This is a genomic window from Allohoeflea poritis (assembly GCF_027889715.1).
GTDB lineage: Bacteria > Pseudomonadota > Alphaproteobacteria > Rhizobiales > Rhizobiaceae > Hoeflea_A > Hoeflea_A poritis.
Map to the genome: position 1 here is coordinate 92,310 of NZ_JAPJZH010000001.1, position 14,665 is coordinate 106,974.

Annotated in this window: 12 protein-coding genes; 4 read left to right on the forward strand and 8 right to left on the reverse strand. The window is 57.1% G+C overall.

From position 1 onward, the window contains the following. Position 1 precedes the first annotated feature (1 nt). The 3 genes from OOZ53_RS00420 to OOZ53_RS00430 are packed head-to-tail and all read left to right on the forward strand — an operon-like array spanning position 2 to position 3,533. Complete coding sequence (locus OOZ53_RS00420; RefSeq protein ID WP_271087300.1) at positions 2-1,261, forward strand: glycosyltransferase family 4 protein; 1,260 nt, start codon at positions 2-4, stop codon at positions 1,259-1,261. Further along, on the forward strand, positions 1,258-2,418 hold the full coding sequence (locus OOZ53_RS00425; protein ID WP_271087301.1) for a glycosyltransferase family protein: 1,161 nt from the start codon (positions 1,258-1,260) through the stop codon (positions 2,416-2,418). The genes OOZ53_RS00420 and OOZ53_RS00425 overlap by 4 nt, the downstream gene beginning before the upstream one ends. After that, positions 2,415-3,533, forward strand: coding sequence for a glycosyltransferase family 4 protein (locus tag OOZ53_RS00430; protein WP_271087302.1), 1,119 nt, complete (start codon positions 2,415-2,417; stop codon positions 3,531-3,533). Before OOZ53_RS00425 ends, OOZ53_RS00430 begins: the two co-directional genes overlap by 4 nt. Here the strand turns inward: OOZ53_RS00430 and OOZ53_RS00435 are convergent. From OOZ53_RS00435 to OOZ53_RS00460, 6 genes are all read right to left on the reverse strand, one after another. Beyond that, the gene (locus OOZ53_RS00435) at positions 3,527-4,705 is read right to left on the reverse strand and encodes an ABC transporter permease (RefSeq protein WP_271087303.1); all 1,179 of its coding nucleotides are present in this window, start codon (positions 4,703-4,705) and stop codon (positions 3,527-3,529) included. The two genes, OOZ53_RS00430 and OOZ53_RS00435, sit on opposite strands and share 7 nt — an antisense overlap. Continuing rightward, a complete protein-coding gene (locus OOZ53_RS00440) occupies positions 4,702-5,700 on the reverse strand; it encodes an ABC transporter permease (RefSeq protein ID WP_271087304.1) in 999 nt (332 codons plus the stop codon). Before OOZ53_RS00440 ends, OOZ53_RS00435 begins: the two co-directional genes overlap by 4 nt. Positions 5,701-5,718: 18 nt before the next feature. Then, positions 5,719-7,611 (reverse strand): ABC transporter substrate-binding protein, encoded by a 1,893-nt coding sequence (locus OOZ53_RS00445; RefSeq protein WP_271087305.1) that lies wholly within the window; start codon positions 7,609-7,611, stop codon positions 5,719-5,721. 17 nt (positions 7,612-7,628) lie between these two features. Next, the gene (locus OOZ53_RS00450; protein WP_271087306.1) at positions 7,629-9,530 is read right to left on the reverse strand and encodes an ABC transporter ATP-binding protein; all 1,902 of its coding nucleotides are present in this window, start codon (positions 9,528-9,530) and stop codon (positions 7,629-7,631) included. Positions 9,531-9,615: 85 nt separating this feature from the next. Then, positions 9,616-10,251, reverse strand: a complete 636-nt coding sequence (locus OOZ53_RS00455) for a histidine phosphatase family protein (RefSeq protein WP_271087307.1) — start codon at positions 10,249-10,251, stop codon at positions 9,616-9,618. After that, the gene (locus tag OOZ53_RS00460; protein WP_271087308.1) at positions 10,223-11,248 is read right to left on the reverse strand and encodes an NAD-dependent epimerase; all 1,026 of its coding nucleotides are present in this window, start codon (positions 11,246-11,248) and stop codon (positions 10,223-10,225) included. The genes OOZ53_RS00455 and OOZ53_RS00460 overlap by 29 nt, the downstream gene beginning before the upstream one ends. 161 nt (positions 11,249-11,409) lie before the next feature. Between OOZ53_RS00460 and OOZ53_RS00465 the strand changes: the two genes are divergently transcribed. Then, a complete protein-coding gene (locus OOZ53_RS00465) occupies positions 11,410-12,753 on the forward strand; it encodes a UDP-glucose dehydrogenase family protein (RefSeq protein WP_271087309.1) in 1,344 nt (447 codons plus the stop codon). Here OOZ53_RS00465 and OOZ53_RS00470 read toward each other — a convergent pair. Both OOZ53_RS00470 and OOZ53_RS00475 read right to left on the reverse strand, forming a co-directional pair. Then, positions 12,750-13,430 carry an SDR family NAD(P)-dependent oxidoreductase gene (locus OOZ53_RS00470; RefSeq protein ID WP_271087310.1) on the reverse strand — a complete coding sequence of 227 codons (681 nt, stop codon included), beginning with the start codon at positions 13,428-13,430 and terminating at the stop codon, positions 12,750-12,752. The two genes, OOZ53_RS00465 and OOZ53_RS00470, sit on opposite strands and share 4 nt — an antisense overlap. An 18-nt stretch (positions 13,431-13,448) precedes the next feature. Continuing rightward, positions 13,449-14,513 (reverse strand): hypothetical protein, encoded by a 1,065-nt coding sequence (locus tag OOZ53_RS00475; protein WP_271087311.1) that lies wholly within the window; start codon positions 14,511-14,513, stop codon positions 13,449-13,451. Positions 14,514-14,665 lie beyond the last annotated feature (152 nt).

Genomic DNA, 14,665 nt, shown 5'->3' on the forward strand with positions numbered 1-14,665 from the left:
TATGGGCGGCAATATCGTCGTTGTCCTGAAAGGCTATCCCCGGCTATCGGAAACCTTCATTGCCCAGGAACTGCTGGAATTGGAGCGCGCCGGATACAATCTGCATCTGTTTTCGCTGAGACGACCGACAGACAAAGCGTGCCATCCCATTCACGACGAGATCAAGGCAAAAATCACCTACCTGCCGGAATATCTGCACGAGGAACCGATGCGTGTCCTGCGCGGTTGGATGTCCAGCAGGAGATTGAAAGGCTACCGCCTGGCGGTTCGGACTTTTCTCAAGGACCTTTTGAGAGACCGTACCCGCAACCGGATCCGCCGTTTCGGACAGGCGCTGGTTCTGGCCCGCGAGCTTCCCGGCGATACCGACTGGCTCTATGCGCATTTCATACATACGCCCGGGTCCGTGACATATTACGGCCATCTGATGACCGGCGTCGGCTGGAGTTGCTCAGCTCACGCCAAGGATATCTGGACATCGCCCGACTGGGAGCTTTCGGAGAAACTCGACAACGCGTCATGGACCGCCACATGCACCAGGAGCGGATTTGAACATCTTCGGAACCTGGCGACGGACAAGGGCAGTGTTCATCTGGTCCATCATGGCCTCGATCTCAGCCGGTTTCCGCCGCCGGAAGCTTCATCCTCAAAACGCGACGGCAGCCAGGCGGACGATCCGGTGCGCATCGTCACGGTCGGCCGGGCCGTTGCCAAGAAGGGCCTCGATACTCTGCTTGATGCCCTGGCCTTGCTGCCGCCGGATATTCACTGGAAATGGACCCACATCGGCGGCGGCGTGTTGTACAAGGAACTGGCCGAGCAGATCACGCGCCTCGGCCTGTCCGACCGGGCGGAAATGATCGGTGCGAAACCACAGGAATTCGTGCTGCAAACCTATCGTGACAGCGATCTTTTCGTGCTGCCCTGTCGCATCGCGGCAGATGGCGACCGCGACGGATTGCCGAATGTTCTGGTCGAGGCGCAGAGCCAGGGGCTGGCCTGTATCTCCTCGCCGATATCCGGCATTGTCGAACTTATCGAGGACGGTAGAAACGGTTTGCTGACGCCGCCGGACGATGCACAACAACTTTCCCGGGCTATTGAAGAACTCGTGCGCGATCCGGTGCGGCGCGGGCAAATGGGGGCCGCCGGCGCGAGAAGAGTTACGACGGAGTTTGACCATCTCGTCGAGATAAAGCGGCTGCTTGCATTGTTTGCGGAAGTCGGCGTGGAAGCAGGCTACCAAGAAGCGGCACAATGAAATCGCAGCCAACAGTCCTGTACTATGTGCAGCACCTATTGGGCGTCGGACATGTCTTTCGCACCATGCGCATCACCGCGGCGCTCGTGCGAGCCGGCTTCAGGGTCGAACTGATCTATGGCGGCGAGAAGCTCCCGCACTTCGATGACCATGGCGCGCTTGTCCATTTCCTTCCTCCTCTCACATCTTCCAAGGGCGATTTTTCGAACCTTGTGACCGGGGATGGCTCCATCGCGGATGACGCATACAGGGTTTCGCGGCGTGAGAAGGTTCTCAATATTCTGAAGGAGTGCAGTCCCGACATTCTCGTAACCGAAGCATTTCCCTTCGGCAGGCGCCAGATGCATTTCGAATTGCTTCCGCTCATGGAAGCGGCGATTGCGATGCAGCCGCGACCCAAAATCTTCGCGTCGGTCCGCGACATTCTTCAGGAGGGCAACAAGCCGTCCAAGGACCGGCAGAGCGTCGATCTCCTGCGGCGGTATTTCGACGCGGTGCTTGTTCACGGTGACGACCAACTCGTTGACCTGTCGGCGACCTTCCCACTTGTCGACGAAATCAGCGATCTTGTGCATTACACCGGTATCGTCACGCCGCAACTAACGGACGAAATACTCGATGCCGATGACCAGTATGATGTGGTCGTCTCTGCAGGTGGTGGGCTGTTGGGCCGCGAACTCCTGTTCGCCGCCGCCGAAGCCAAGGCGATGTCTCCGCTCAGTGATGCGCGCTGGTGCCTGTTGACCGGGCCTTTTGGGGATGCAGGCGAAAATGAGAGGCTTGCCGGCTACGGCTTGACCGTTTTGCAGTTCGTTCCGGATCTTTACCGCTTGCTCAAGACTGCCCGGCTCTCAGTGTCGCTCGCGGGCTACAATACAGTTGCCGATATCATGGCGGCCGGCTGTCGTTGCATCATGGCACCGCAGTGGAATGACAAGGAAACCGAACAATTGCGCAGGGCGCAGCTTCTCGATGCACGTGGGCTGGCGGTCATGCTGCCGCATGAAGAAAAGACACCATCGGCACTTTGCGAAGCCATAGAGCGCACCCTCGCCCTGCCGGCACCGGATTGGAACAGCATCCGCCAGAACGGCGCCGAGGAAACCGTGCGATACCTGCACAAGGCCCTCGCCGGCTCGGATGCGTTCCGGAAATGACCAGGAACATAGCATTTTACGCACCGCTCAAATCGCCGGATCATCCCATTCCCTCCGGTGACCGCGAGATTGCGCGGCTGATGATGCGTGCGCTGAGGCTTGCCGGTTATCAGGTAAGCCTGGTCTCGGAGGTGATCAGCTATCAGAAACGGCCCGAGGCGGAACTCTACGACAAGCGCCGTGCCGAGGTCCGGGCCGAGGAAGAGCGCCTGCACCAATTGTGGAACGCGGATCAATCCCGGATTCCCGATCTCTGGTTTACCTACCATCCCTATTGCAAGTCGCCGGACTGGCTGGGACCGCCGCTATGCCGCGCGTTCGACATTCCCTATGTCACTGCCGAGGCCTGCAGGACGCATCAGGGCGGGCCCGAAGACTGGCTTGCCGGAAGAGCCGCGGCGCAGGATGCCGTGCGCTTGGCGGAAGCCAATTTCGTTCTCAAGGACAGTGACTGGCGCTATCTTGAAACGTTTCTGCCCGACATGGGCACAGCGATACGCATACCGCCCTTTATTGATCTATCCGCCTTGCCGCCTGCTCGAGAGAGCGCAGCGGCAAGAGATGTTCCATCGCTGCTGGCGGCGGGGATGATGCGGCCCGGCCACAAGATGCAGAGCTATTCCCTGCTTGCCGAGGCGCTTGGGAAACTCGGTCACATTCCCTGGACCCTGACCATTGCCGGTGACGGGCCGGAGCGCGAGGCGATAGGTCAATTTCCAGCCTTTGCCGATCCCGACCGGGTGAAATTTCTCGGCAGCGTCGCCCATGGCGATATGTTCACACTGCTCGATGAGAGCGACGTTTTTGTCTGGCCCGGTATCGGCGAGGCCATCGGGCTTGTCTTTCTCGAAGCGCAGGCTCGAGGTGTGCCGGTTGCGGCGTTCGATACCGCAGGGGTGCCGCTCGTGGTTGCGAATGAAGTCGGCGGCCTGTTGGCGCAGGAGGGCGACACGGAGGCCTTCGTCAATGCCCTGGTGCGGTTGCTGAAAGATCCGCAGCTCCGCGCGACGCTTGGCGATCGGGCACGCGCATACGTCCGTGACCATCACGATGTACGCGCCGTGGCAGCGAACTTCAAATCAACGATTGAGCCGTTGTTCGACCGGGATCACTGATACGGGTCTGCCGCGTCCCGAAGTCCATCGCCCATGAAGTTGAAAGCCAGGATGACGAGGATAACCGGCACCACCGGCAGGATCAGCCACGGATAGAGTACGACGACATTGATGTTCTGTGCTTCGTTCAGCAGCACGCCCCAACTGGTGACCGGGGGTCTCAGGCCAAGGCCGAGGAAGCTCAGCGACGTCTCGCCAAGGATCATCGCCGGAATTGTGATCGTGGCGGACGCGATCAGGTGGCTCATGAAACCCGGGATAAGGTGCCGAAGGATAATACGACGCGGTTTGGCCCCGAGAAGCTGTGAGGCCAGGACATAATCCTCTTCGCGCAGTGACAGAAGTTTGGACCGCACCGCACGTGCCAGACCGGTCCAGTCCAGCAGCCCCAATATGACCGTTATGCCGAAGTAGATGAGGATCGGACTCCAGGTGACCGGCAGGATCGCGGCGAGCGCCATCCACAACGGAATGCTCGGGATTGATTGCAGCACTTCGATGATGCGCTGAACGACCACGTCGACCCAGCCGCCATAATAACCGGCAAGTCCGCCGATGGTTATGCCCAGAACGAAGCTTACCGCAATTCCGATGAGGCCGATGGTGATCGATATGCGCGCGCCATAGATGATGCGCGAGAACATGTCCCGTCCCAGCCGGTCCGTTCCCAGCAGGAAGAAATGACCGCCCTCCTCGACGCAGAAAAGATGCCGGTTTGCCTCGATCAGGCCCCACAATTTGTAGGAATCACCCTTGCAGAAGAAATGGATCGCGTAACTCTTGTCGAGATTGGCGGCATATTCGCGTTTCATGGTGTTCAGGTCGAGCGTGCGAACGCGTTGATAGACCCGCGGCCCGACGAACTTGCCATCCTCGAAGAGGTGAATGCCCTGCGGCGGCGCGTAAATGTGATCGATGTGCCGGTGCGCCAGATCATAGGGCGCGAAAAACTCGGCGAAGGCGATGACGAAATAGCAGAACAGCAGGAAGATGGCGGAATAGACCGCCAGGCGGTGGCGCTTGAACTTCCACCAGATCAACTGACGCTGCGAGGCGAAATAGTACTTTTCCTGCGCCGGCGTCAGTTTCTCGGCCGCAAGCGGATCGAACGGATCGGAAGACACATAGTGTCCGAGGGGCTCTCCGGGCTTTGGCAGGGAGGAGTCGCTCATTTTTGGGCTTTCCCCTGCAGCCGGATACGCGGATCGAGTATGACGAGCGCGATATCCGAGATCAGAACGCCGATAACGGTCAGCACCGCAAGGAACATCAGGAAGGTTCCGGCCAGATACATATCCTGGCTTTGCAGCGCCGATATGAGCAGCGGTCCGGTGGTCTCCAGAGACAGAACGATCGCGACAACTTCGGCGCCGGAAACGATGGCGGGCAGGATGTTGCCGATATCGGCAATGAAGAAGTTCAATGACATGCGAAACGGGTATTTCAGAACGGCACGGACCGGCGGAACGCCCTTGGCGCGTGCGGTGATGACATATTGCTTTTTGAGCTCATCGAGAAGATTGGCGCGTATGCGCCGGATCATGGCCGCCGTCCCGGCGGTGCCGATGACGATGACGGGAATGACCATATGTTCCATGATCGAGCCGAATTTCGCCAGGCTCATCGGTTCGTTGATATATTGCGGGTCCATCAGGCCGCCGATGGATGTGCCGAACCAGACCTTCGCGAAATACATCATGACCAGCGCAAGCAGGAAGTTCGGTGTTGCAAGGCCGAGCAGTCCGATAAAGGTGAAGCCGTAGTCGCCCATGGAATATTTGTGGGTCGCCGAGTAGATACCGATCGGAAATGCGACAACCCAGGTGAATATGATCGTTACGAACGACAACAGCATCGTCAGGAACAACCTGCTCCCGATCAGTTCCGAAACCGGCCGTTCATATTCGAACGAATAGCCGAAGTCGCCATGGAACATGCCCCAGACCCACTGGAAGTAACGCTGCCAGACGGGTTTGTCGAAACCGTATTCGGTCCTGAGAAACTCGATCTTCTTCGGATCGACGGTTTCCCCGGATGCCTCCAGTTCCGCGACATAGCTTTCGAAAAAATCTCCCGGCGGCAGTTCGACGATCGTGAAGATCAGCACGCTCGCAATTGCGAGCGTGGGTATCATCGCCACAAAACGCAGGAAGATGTATTTGAGCATCTACTGACGAGTTCCGTTCTATTCAGCGAACCAGAAGGTTTCCGGACGGTAGACGCCGAAAAACGAAGACGGCGACCAGGCCCAGATGCCTTCCTGGGGCACATTCTGAAGCTTGCTGTTGACCACGACGGGCTGGATTACTTCACGCGTCGTTCCGATCGAGAAAACCTCTTCGGAGTAGATCTCCAGCATCTCCGACCAGATGGATTCACGCTCTGCGAAATTGGTGGAGTCGCGCCATAACTCATAAAGTTCGAGCAGGCGCTTCGCAGACGGCAGGCTTGGCGGCTCGCCGGCTTTTCCACCGGTCTGGGTGTACTGGCCCCAAACCGGCCAGTTCGGCTGGGCCGGCGATACCGGCGCCAGTTCCTCCGGATTGAGATCCGGCGTCGCGAGCCCGATGTTAAGACCCTTGGAAATGGTCATCATGGTCTCACCGGTCAGGAAGCGGCGGCGGTGAATGTCACGCTGCAGGGAGCGGCTGAATGAACGAATGCCGATCTGCTCCCAGTGGTAGCGGATCAGTTCAAGCGCATCCGTCTGCTCCGTGCTTTCGCCGGCGCTTTCGATGATGATTTCCATCGGCCTGCCGTCGGGAAGCAGACGGGTTCCCTGATCGTTGCGCTCGGACAGGCCGAGATCGTCCAGCATCTTGTTGGCAAGTTCCGGATCATGCTGCGTCCAGTTGTGGGCCAGGTTTTCATTATAGAGCGGCGACTGCTCGAGCACCGTGTCGCCGCCGACCTTTGCCAACCCGAAATAAAGCTGTTCATTCAATTCGGCGCGGTTGATGCCGATGGAGATTGCCCGGCGGAATTCCCGGTTCTGGAACAAGTCGCGCCATACTGGGTCCTTGAAGTTCAGGTTCGGATAGATCGAGATCTGCGAGGCGATGCCGGCGCGCCATGGCAAGACCCGATAGCCCTGTTTTTCTTCACCTTCCTTCAAAAAGGTGAAATTGTCGAAACGCAGATACCGCGCCTGAAGATCGCTCTCCCCGGCGCCGGTTTTCGCCGGAACGATGTCGGTTGACCCGTGCAGCAGCACCACCTCGTCGATGTAAGGCAGTTGCTGTCCGTTCGGATCGACGCGGTGGTAAAACGGATTGCGCTTGAAGACGACCCGTTTCGACGGTCCCTCGGTCGTATTGTGCCAGGGCTGGAGTGTCGGCATGTCTGGATTTTCAGGACGATACTGGCGACCGAGTGCTGTATGCATGGCCCCCCAGTTGCGGAAGCCGCCGTCTTCTGCCTGTTTCTCAAGTTCGGCCCGGTCATTGTAGTTGACGTGATACTGCTTCATGAAATGCGCAGGCTTGTAAATATATGTCGCCAGCGGATAGGCCAGCCCGAGCGGGAATGCCGGATTGGGATCTTCCCAGGTGTAACGTACCGTGTATTCGTCGATGACCTCAAACACCGGAGGCTTGCCGTTGGACAAGAGGACCTGCGGAAGCCCGGAGCGTGAGAGCTCTTCATTGTTTGCCACGTCTTCCCAGTAGTAACGGAAATCCTCGGAGGTGAACGGGTGACCGTCGGACCATTTGTGACCCTTGCGGATCTTCAGTGTGAAGATGCGCCCTTCCTCGACTTCGAAACCCTCCAGAATGTCCGGCTTGAGTTCGTATTTGTCGGTAAAGCCGATCAGCCGCGCATAACCGTAGACGGTCATCATGCGGATGTCCTTGGCCTTGCCCATCAGCATTTCAAGTGAACAACAATACTGGCCGATCGTCTTGCCGCTGGAATCAAAATCGACAACCAGGGGATTTTCGGGAAGCCGCTCTTTCATCGGCGGAAGTTCCCCGGACTTTACCTGGGGTTCAAGAACCGGCGGTTCCTTCAGTGCCGTGTCCGCCTGAACCGCCGTCAAAACCGTCACTTGCAGAAGGGCGATCAGTGCCGCCGTCAACGTAAAATTCCTGAACATCATGCCACCAGCCTTGTTGTATCGCAGTTCGGCCGCACAAGAACGTAATGTTCCTTGCCGACTTCCATCATTTCCATCTCGGCACCTGGACCCTCGGGTATGAACTGTTCATCCCAGTTTTCCTGAGCGCTGCTTGACAGAATGTCTGTATTTCCCAGCGCCAGCGGGCAGGCTAAATCCGTTGTCGGAATGGACTGCAAGAGGTTGCGAGTATAGGGGTGTATCGGGTCCCGGAACAACACATGTCCGGGCGCGACTTCCACAATGCGGCCGCGGCGCATTACTGCAACGCGATCAGCCACGTAATTCACAACCGCAAGGTTGTGAGAAATGAAAATGGACGTCAGGTTCAGCTCTTTCTGAAGCCGTATCAGCAAATTGAGAATCTGGGCCTGAACGGAAACGTCGAGCGCGGATACCGGTTCATCGCAGATCAGCAAGTCGGGATCGAGGGCCAACGCCCGTGCAATACCGATGCGCTGCCGCTGTCCGCCTGAGAAACTATGGGGATAGCGGTTCAGGAAGGTCGGCGAAAGGCCGACCATGTTCATCAGCTCCCGCGCCCGCTCCATGCGCCACTGCCGGTTTCCCTGTCCATGGATCTCCATCGGCTCCGACAGGATATTCAAGACCGTTGAGCGCGGGCTCAACGACGAAAACGGATCTTGAAACACCATCTGGATCCGCTTGCGAATGTCGAAAAGTTCCCTGTGGCTCAAGGACGCCAGATCAATGTCCCTGGTTCCCTCATTGAAATGGATAGAACCGCCGGACGGCGTTATCGCGCGCATGACCATCTTGCTGAGCGATGTCTTGCCGCAGCCACTTTCGCCGACCAGACCGAAACACTCGCCGAAGCGTACGGAAAAACTGACATTGTCGACCGCGATGACCCGGTCCGCCTCGGAACTGACGAGACGACTGCCTTTCTTCGATTCAAAGCTCTTCGACAGGTTGCTGACCCGCAGGATTATGTCTTCCGGCGCATGTTTGCGTTTGGCCGCCCGTTCCTTGAAAGACTCGGGAAGCGGCTGGGTTACCTCGCGCAGCGCGACGAGTTTTTCGCCCGGTTGCATTTCGAGGCGAGGCACCGCCGCCAGAAGCGCTTTCAGATAAGGATGCTCGGGATAATGGAATATGTCCTCAAGGGTTCCAGCTTCCATTAATTTGCCGTGGTACAGCACGAGGATTTCATCGGCCATGTTCGCGACGACGCCCAGATCGTGGGTGATCAGAAGCAGCGACATTCCGAGCTTCTTCTGAACATCCTTGAGCACGGCCAGAACCTGCGCCTGAACGGTCACGTCCAGCGCTGTTGTCGGCTCATCGGCAATCAGCAAGGCCGGATTGCAGACCAGGGCCATCGCGATCATGGCCCGTTGACGCAGCCCGCCGGACAATTCCATCGAGTACATGTCATAGGCGCGCGACGGATTAGGAAATCCGACAAGAGCGAGCATCTGCTCGGTCAGATCGCGGCATTCCTTTTTGCTGACGTCCCGGTGCAGCAGGAGCGCTTCGTCGATCTGGTTGCCCACGGTATGGACGGGGGACAGCGACGTCATGGGCTCCTGAAAGATGATTGAGATGCGCCCTCCCCGAAGCTGGCGCATCTGTTTTCCGTCCCTCGAAAGCTTTACGATATCGACAGGCTGGTCGCCGTTGAGCGGATCGTAGAAATTTATGGATCCCCCCGTCACCTCAGCGACATCGGGAAGGATCCCCATAATTGTCTGCGCAATAATGGATTTGCCGGAGCCAGACTCGCCGACCAGTGCGACTGTCTTGCCCTTCGGTATGCGGAAACTGACGCCCTTTACAACATCAACCCGGTTTTCTCTGGAACCGATTGCTACCCGCAGGTCTTCAACGCGCAGCAGATCGGAAGCACCCTTATTCATTCAGATATTGTTCCCCTGTCGGCCGGCGGCAGGATATGTTTTTGTTCCGTTGTCCACCCATGTTGTGGTCATATTTGCAGCATTTTTACACCCGTGCCAATGATCCTTTTGAAAAGACATATAACTTATCTTGTGAAATCGGTTCGGAAAGCGCGGTTTCGCGGTCGAGACTTCCAAGAAGATATAGGCAGACTCTTATGACACCTGTGTGAGTGATCATGATTGTCGGAGATTTCATCTCGGACAGGAACGCCTTCAATTCGGGTATCCGCGACGCGTGGCTGTCGCCGCCCTGGGGGCGAAAATTCCAGCGGTCGGATTTGCGCGATTTGCGCTCTGCGGGAAATCGCTCCTTGACCTCGAGGGTCGTCATGCCTTCCCAGGCGCCATAGGACACCTCGCTCAATTCAGACAGGTAGCGGGCCCGCTGCACGTCCAGTTTCAGATGTCTGCATAGTTCGGTGGTGGTCTGTCGGGCACGCAGCAACGGAGAGGACAAAATTGAAAGCGTATCAGGCGTAATCTTGTTTTCCGCCAGATAACCGTTGAGCTTCATCGCCACTATGCGCGCCTGTTCGTATCCGGTCTCGTTGAGCGGGATATCGCTTGCTCCCTGAAACCGGCCGAGCCGATTCCAGTCGGTCTGGCCGTGCCGGATGAAATAAAGGTCCGGCAATGCGGACAGTTCCGGATTACGAATTTGCGCTGTGATATCCGTCATACCAGTCGACAAAGGCGGCAAGCCCCTCTTCAAGGGGGGTATAGACCTTGAAATCAAAGTCGCGTTCAAGCGCAGAGGTATCGGCAAAGGTCTCGTACACATCACCCGGCTGCATCGGGAGGAACTCCTTGACCGCCTTTTGACCGGCCACCTTCTCCAGTGTGCCAATCATCTCCATCAGGTTGACGGGCTCGCTGTTGCCGATGTTGTAGAGACGGTACATCGGCGCGACTCCGGGTTGCTGTTTGTCGGGTGTCGCATCATCGGCCTGCGGCGGTGACAACAGCACCTTGACCACGCCATTCGCGATGTCATCGACATAGGTGAAATCACGGCGCAGATTGCCATTGTTGAAAATCTTGATCGGTTTGCCGCTGCGTATGGCGCGGGTAAAAAGATAGACGGCCATATCGGGCCGCCCCCAGGGGCCGTAAACCGTGAAAAAGCGCAGGCCTGTCGTCGGGATGTTCCACAGATGGCTGTAGACATGGGCCATCAATTCATTGGATTTTTTGGTGGCAGCGTAAAGGCTTATGGGATGATCGACGTTCTGATCGGTGCTGTAGGGCACATCCCGGCTGTTGCCGTAAACCGAACTTGAACTCGCATAGGCCAGGTGTTCCACCCCGCAGGCGCGGCAGCCTTCCAGTATGTTCATGAAACCGGAGACATTGCTTTCAATGTATGCATGCGGATTTTCCAGCGAATAGCGCACTCCGGGCTGCGCAGCCAGATGGGCGACATGAGACGGGCCGACATCCTTGAAAATCTCGGACATTGCATGCCTGTCGGCGATATCCACTCGGTGAAAAACAAAACCGTTGCGGCCGGTTAACCCATCCAGACGTGCCTTTTTCAGGTCGACATCGTAATAGGCGTTCATGTTGTCTATACCGACAACCTGATGGCCCTGATCCAGTAATATGCGGGCGACGTAAGAACCAATAAATCCCGCTGCCCCGGTCACCAGAATCGGAGCTGTCGTCTGGCTGGTCATGGGCGCTGGTTCTCTTCCTGGCGAGTGATCGGTGGAAATCGATGTGGTATGGAATTATTCCGCGAATTGTATATACAGCCCTAAAACCACAATGGAAATGCCGCAAATTGTCTATCGGCGGAGCGGGCCGGACAATCCAGAAATAGACCAGTGAGGCTGCTTTGATCATAACGATAATCGGAACCGGTTACGTGGGACTCGTGACTGGTGTATGTCTGTCGGAATTTGGTTTCGACGTCACATGTGTCGACAATGTCCCAGAGAAAATCGCACTCCTGAAAAACAATGTAAGCCCGATCTATGAGCCCGGCCTTGAGCAGATGATTCGCTCAAACTCGGAAGCGGGACGGCTGCATTTTCATGGCGATGTCGCGCAATGCGTGCCTGAATCCAACGTCGTTTTCCTGGCAGTCGGCACGCCTTCGGCGGCGAGCGGAGATGAGATCGACCTCACCTATGTCTTTTCGGCTGTGGATGATATCGCCCCCCACCTGAGCGATGGCACGGTTGTCATCGTGAAATGCACGGTGGTTCCGGGCACATGTCAAACCGTGAAGGAGCGTATCGAGAAACTGCGCCCCGATCTCGATTTCTCAGTCGTCAGCAATCCGGAATTCCTCCGGGAAGGTTCGGCGATACAGGATTTCATGCGTCCGGACCGCGTGGTGCTGGGTATTCATGACGAACGCGGGCGCGAAGTCGCTGAAGCGCTATACCGGCCTTTGAAATTGCAGGACACACCGATCTCCATAGCGTCCCTGTCCGGCGCGGAAATGAGCAAATATGCCTCCAACGCATTTCTCGCCATGAAGGTCAGCTTTATCAACGGGATTGCCGACCTGTGCGAAAAAGTCGATGGCAGCAACATCATAGAGGTTTCGGAGATCATCGGCCTCGACGACCGCATCGGCGACAAATTCCTGCGCGCGGGGCCCGGTTTCGGCGGCTCCTGCTTTCCCAAGGATACGCGCGCGCTGGCTGCTTTTGCGCGAAAGGTCGGTGCTCCGCAGGAACTTGTTGAAACCACAATCCGCGCCAATGAAACACGAAAAGATAACATGGCGCGAAGGGTGCTGGAAACGATCGGCGACCCGGCCGGCAAGACCGTTGCCGTTCTCGGTATATCCTTCAAGCCCGACACCGACGACATTCGGGAGTCCCCGGCCCTGCCGGTCGTTGAACTGCTTATAGAGAACGGAGTCAAAGTTCGCGCCTTTGATCCAAAGGCGATGGAATCGGCGGCAGAACTCTACCCTGATGTTATCTGGGCGAGCGATCCTTATGAGGCAGCGATTGGCGCCCATGCGGTCGTCATCATGACGGAATGGAACGTGCTGCGCGCGCTTGAGCTCGACAGGCTGCGGGAAGCCATGGCGGTGCCCCTGATGATCGACCTGCGAAACATCCACCGGCGCAAGGAACCGACGCGCCACGGTTTCACCTATCTCAGTATCGGTCGCGATCGTGCCAAGCCCGCACCGGCCGAAGTTGCCGCTGTGGACTAACTCGCCCAGCCGCCTGAGAACGGGATCGCCTGCCCGACGAAGAAATCGCTCTGGTCGCTGGCCAGGAACAAAGCCAGCGCCGTGTCTTCTTCAGGCTTGGCAAGGCGGCCGAGCGGCACCTGTTCCTTCAGATTTTTCTGGAATTTCGGATTTTCCTGGAGTTCGGGCGGGTAGTAGGCGGGATTCTCGACCCAGTTCTGGGCGATCAGATTCACCTGCACATTGTGGCGCGCAACCTCCGCGCCGACCGACTTCACATAGGAAATCTGGGCGCCGCGTGCCGCACTGTAGGCGCACAGACGCCCCATCGGCCGCAACGGCACGGCGCTGCCGAAAACAATGATCTTGCCGGATTTCCTGTCGATCATCTGGGGCAGCGTCAGCCTGACCAGGCGATGCATCGGATGAACAAGCAGGTCGAACATCTCCTGCCAGTCTGCTTCGCCCATTTCGGTCACAAGGGTTCCGTAATGGTTGGGAGCGGCCAGATTGACGATGAGAACATCAATCGCACCGGCGCTTTCGACCAATTCCGCACATGCGTGCTCGGAAGAGAGATCGGCACCATGGGCGATCACGTGTGCCCCCGCGCTTGTAAAACTGTCTACGCATGCAGGCCCCATATAGCGATCAGCGTGGGTGACGATGACACGTTTGTTTTTTATGGCTTCGTACATAACCGATTTTCCTGGTATTTATGCAACGCGCACTGTTTGATGCGTGGAATTGCCAAGTGGCGTGTGCGCCGTATCCACGAATGACTGGAATGTCTGGAGCCGCTCCGGCAGGCCGGATGCGCCCACCAACCGCTTTCGCCACCAGTCAAGATAAAGCGGCGCAAAATCAAACTCCGTCTCAAGAACCCATTCGCGTTTCTGTTCGAGATAGCCGGGTGTGACTTCCGACCAGTCATCGACAATACAGACCGGCAATTTCGCAAAAAGCGGTGAAATGCCCGATCTCGGCACAATGGGCACGGAACCAAGTAAAATTGCTTCCCAGGTGCGGTGACAATCCAACCCTTCGCCGAACGGGCTGATCGTGAAAAGATGTTTCGTATTGTTTCGCCAGGTCAGAATGCGCTCGATATTGAGTTGCTCGAGATGGATTGTGTCATAGGCGACACTGTTGATGCACCGTAGACGATCACCCCGGCTTAGTATGTGATGCCAGTTACAATAGGCGCGTACCGATTTCTCCCTGAGCGGCGGCGCTCCCCGCCTTGTCTCATTCAACGACCTTTCCTGAGCAACTGGCGAGGCGAAATAGCCCCACGGCCTGAACCTGGGACCACTTGAGAGCGTGTGGTAGTCCAGCCCGATCGGGAGTCTGTGTAATTTCGGGTGATCGATGTTGCAATTCTGGCCGAACCAAGCCAGCAGCTTTGTATCTTCCAGTAGTTCCATCAGCAAATTCATCTCAATATCGGTGGTGCTGATTTCTCCGTCGGTACAACCGGTGACCAGAATGTACTCACTGTCAAACCGTTCCCGGATACGGTCCGCGAAGGTGTGCAGGTGATTTGCCCGCAAGTGTATTTTCGGCGGCGAGCCGCCGTTCTGAATCAGTTTTTCCAACTGTTCGGCTGACGGGGGTTTTTCTCGCGGATGCCAATAGTCACAGATCTTCTTCAGGCCATGGCTGCCGACAAATTGGCAATTGGTTTCATCCGGTCGCCCGCCTCCAAGCCGATAACGCCAATATCGCAGGCTGGCGCCGGTGTGTCGCGTCAGGCGTCGGGTGCGTTTTCTTAGACCCACTGGTGAGTTCCCGGCTGTTCTTTGCGTCCTGGCAGTAGGTTAGCGCCAGATGATAATCCACGCCAATCGCCGTCAACTCCATGAGCTGTAAAATCAGGTTGTGACATCTGCCCTCATAAACTAAAGCTCAAGGCGAATGATTGGCATTCGCT

Bases quoted from the DNA above. Each gene is read 5' to 3' on its own strand.
- OOZ53_RS00460 (WP_271087308.1), bottom strand. From the start codon at position 11,248: ATGACCAGCCAGACGACAGCTCCGATTCTGGTGACCGGGGCAGCGGGA.
- OOZ53_RS00420 (WP_271087300.1), top strand. From the start codon at position 2: ATGGGCGGCAATATCGTCGTTGTCCTGAAAGGCTATCCCCGGCTATCG.
- OOZ53_RS00430 (WP_271087302.1), top strand. From the start codon at position 2,415: ATGACCAGGAACATAGCATTTTACGCACCGCTCAAATCGCCGGATCAT.
- OOZ53_RS00425 (WP_271087301.1), top strand. From the start codon at position 1,258: ATGAAATCGCAGCCAACAGTCCTGTACTATGTGCAGCACCTATTGGGC.
- OOZ53_RS00435 (WP_271087303.1), bottom strand. From the start codon at position 4,705: ATGAGCGACTCCTCCCTGCCAAAGCCCGGAGAGCCCCTCGGACACTAT.
- OOZ53_RS00440 (WP_271087304.1), bottom strand. From the start codon at position 5,700: ATGCTCAAATACATCTTCCTGCGTTTTGTGGCGATGATACCCACGCTC.
- OOZ53_RS00450 (WP_271087306.1), bottom strand. From the start codon at position 9,530: ATGAATAAGGGTGCTTCCGATCTGCTGCGCGTTGAAGACCTGCGGGTA.
- OOZ53_RS00455 (WP_271087307.1), bottom strand. From the start codon at position 10,251: ATGACGGATATCACAGCGCAAATTCGTAATCCGGAACTGTCCGCATTG.
- OOZ53_RS00470 (WP_271087310.1), bottom strand. From the start codon at position 13,430: ATGTACGAAGCCATAAAAAACAAACGTGTCATCGTCACCCACGCTGAT.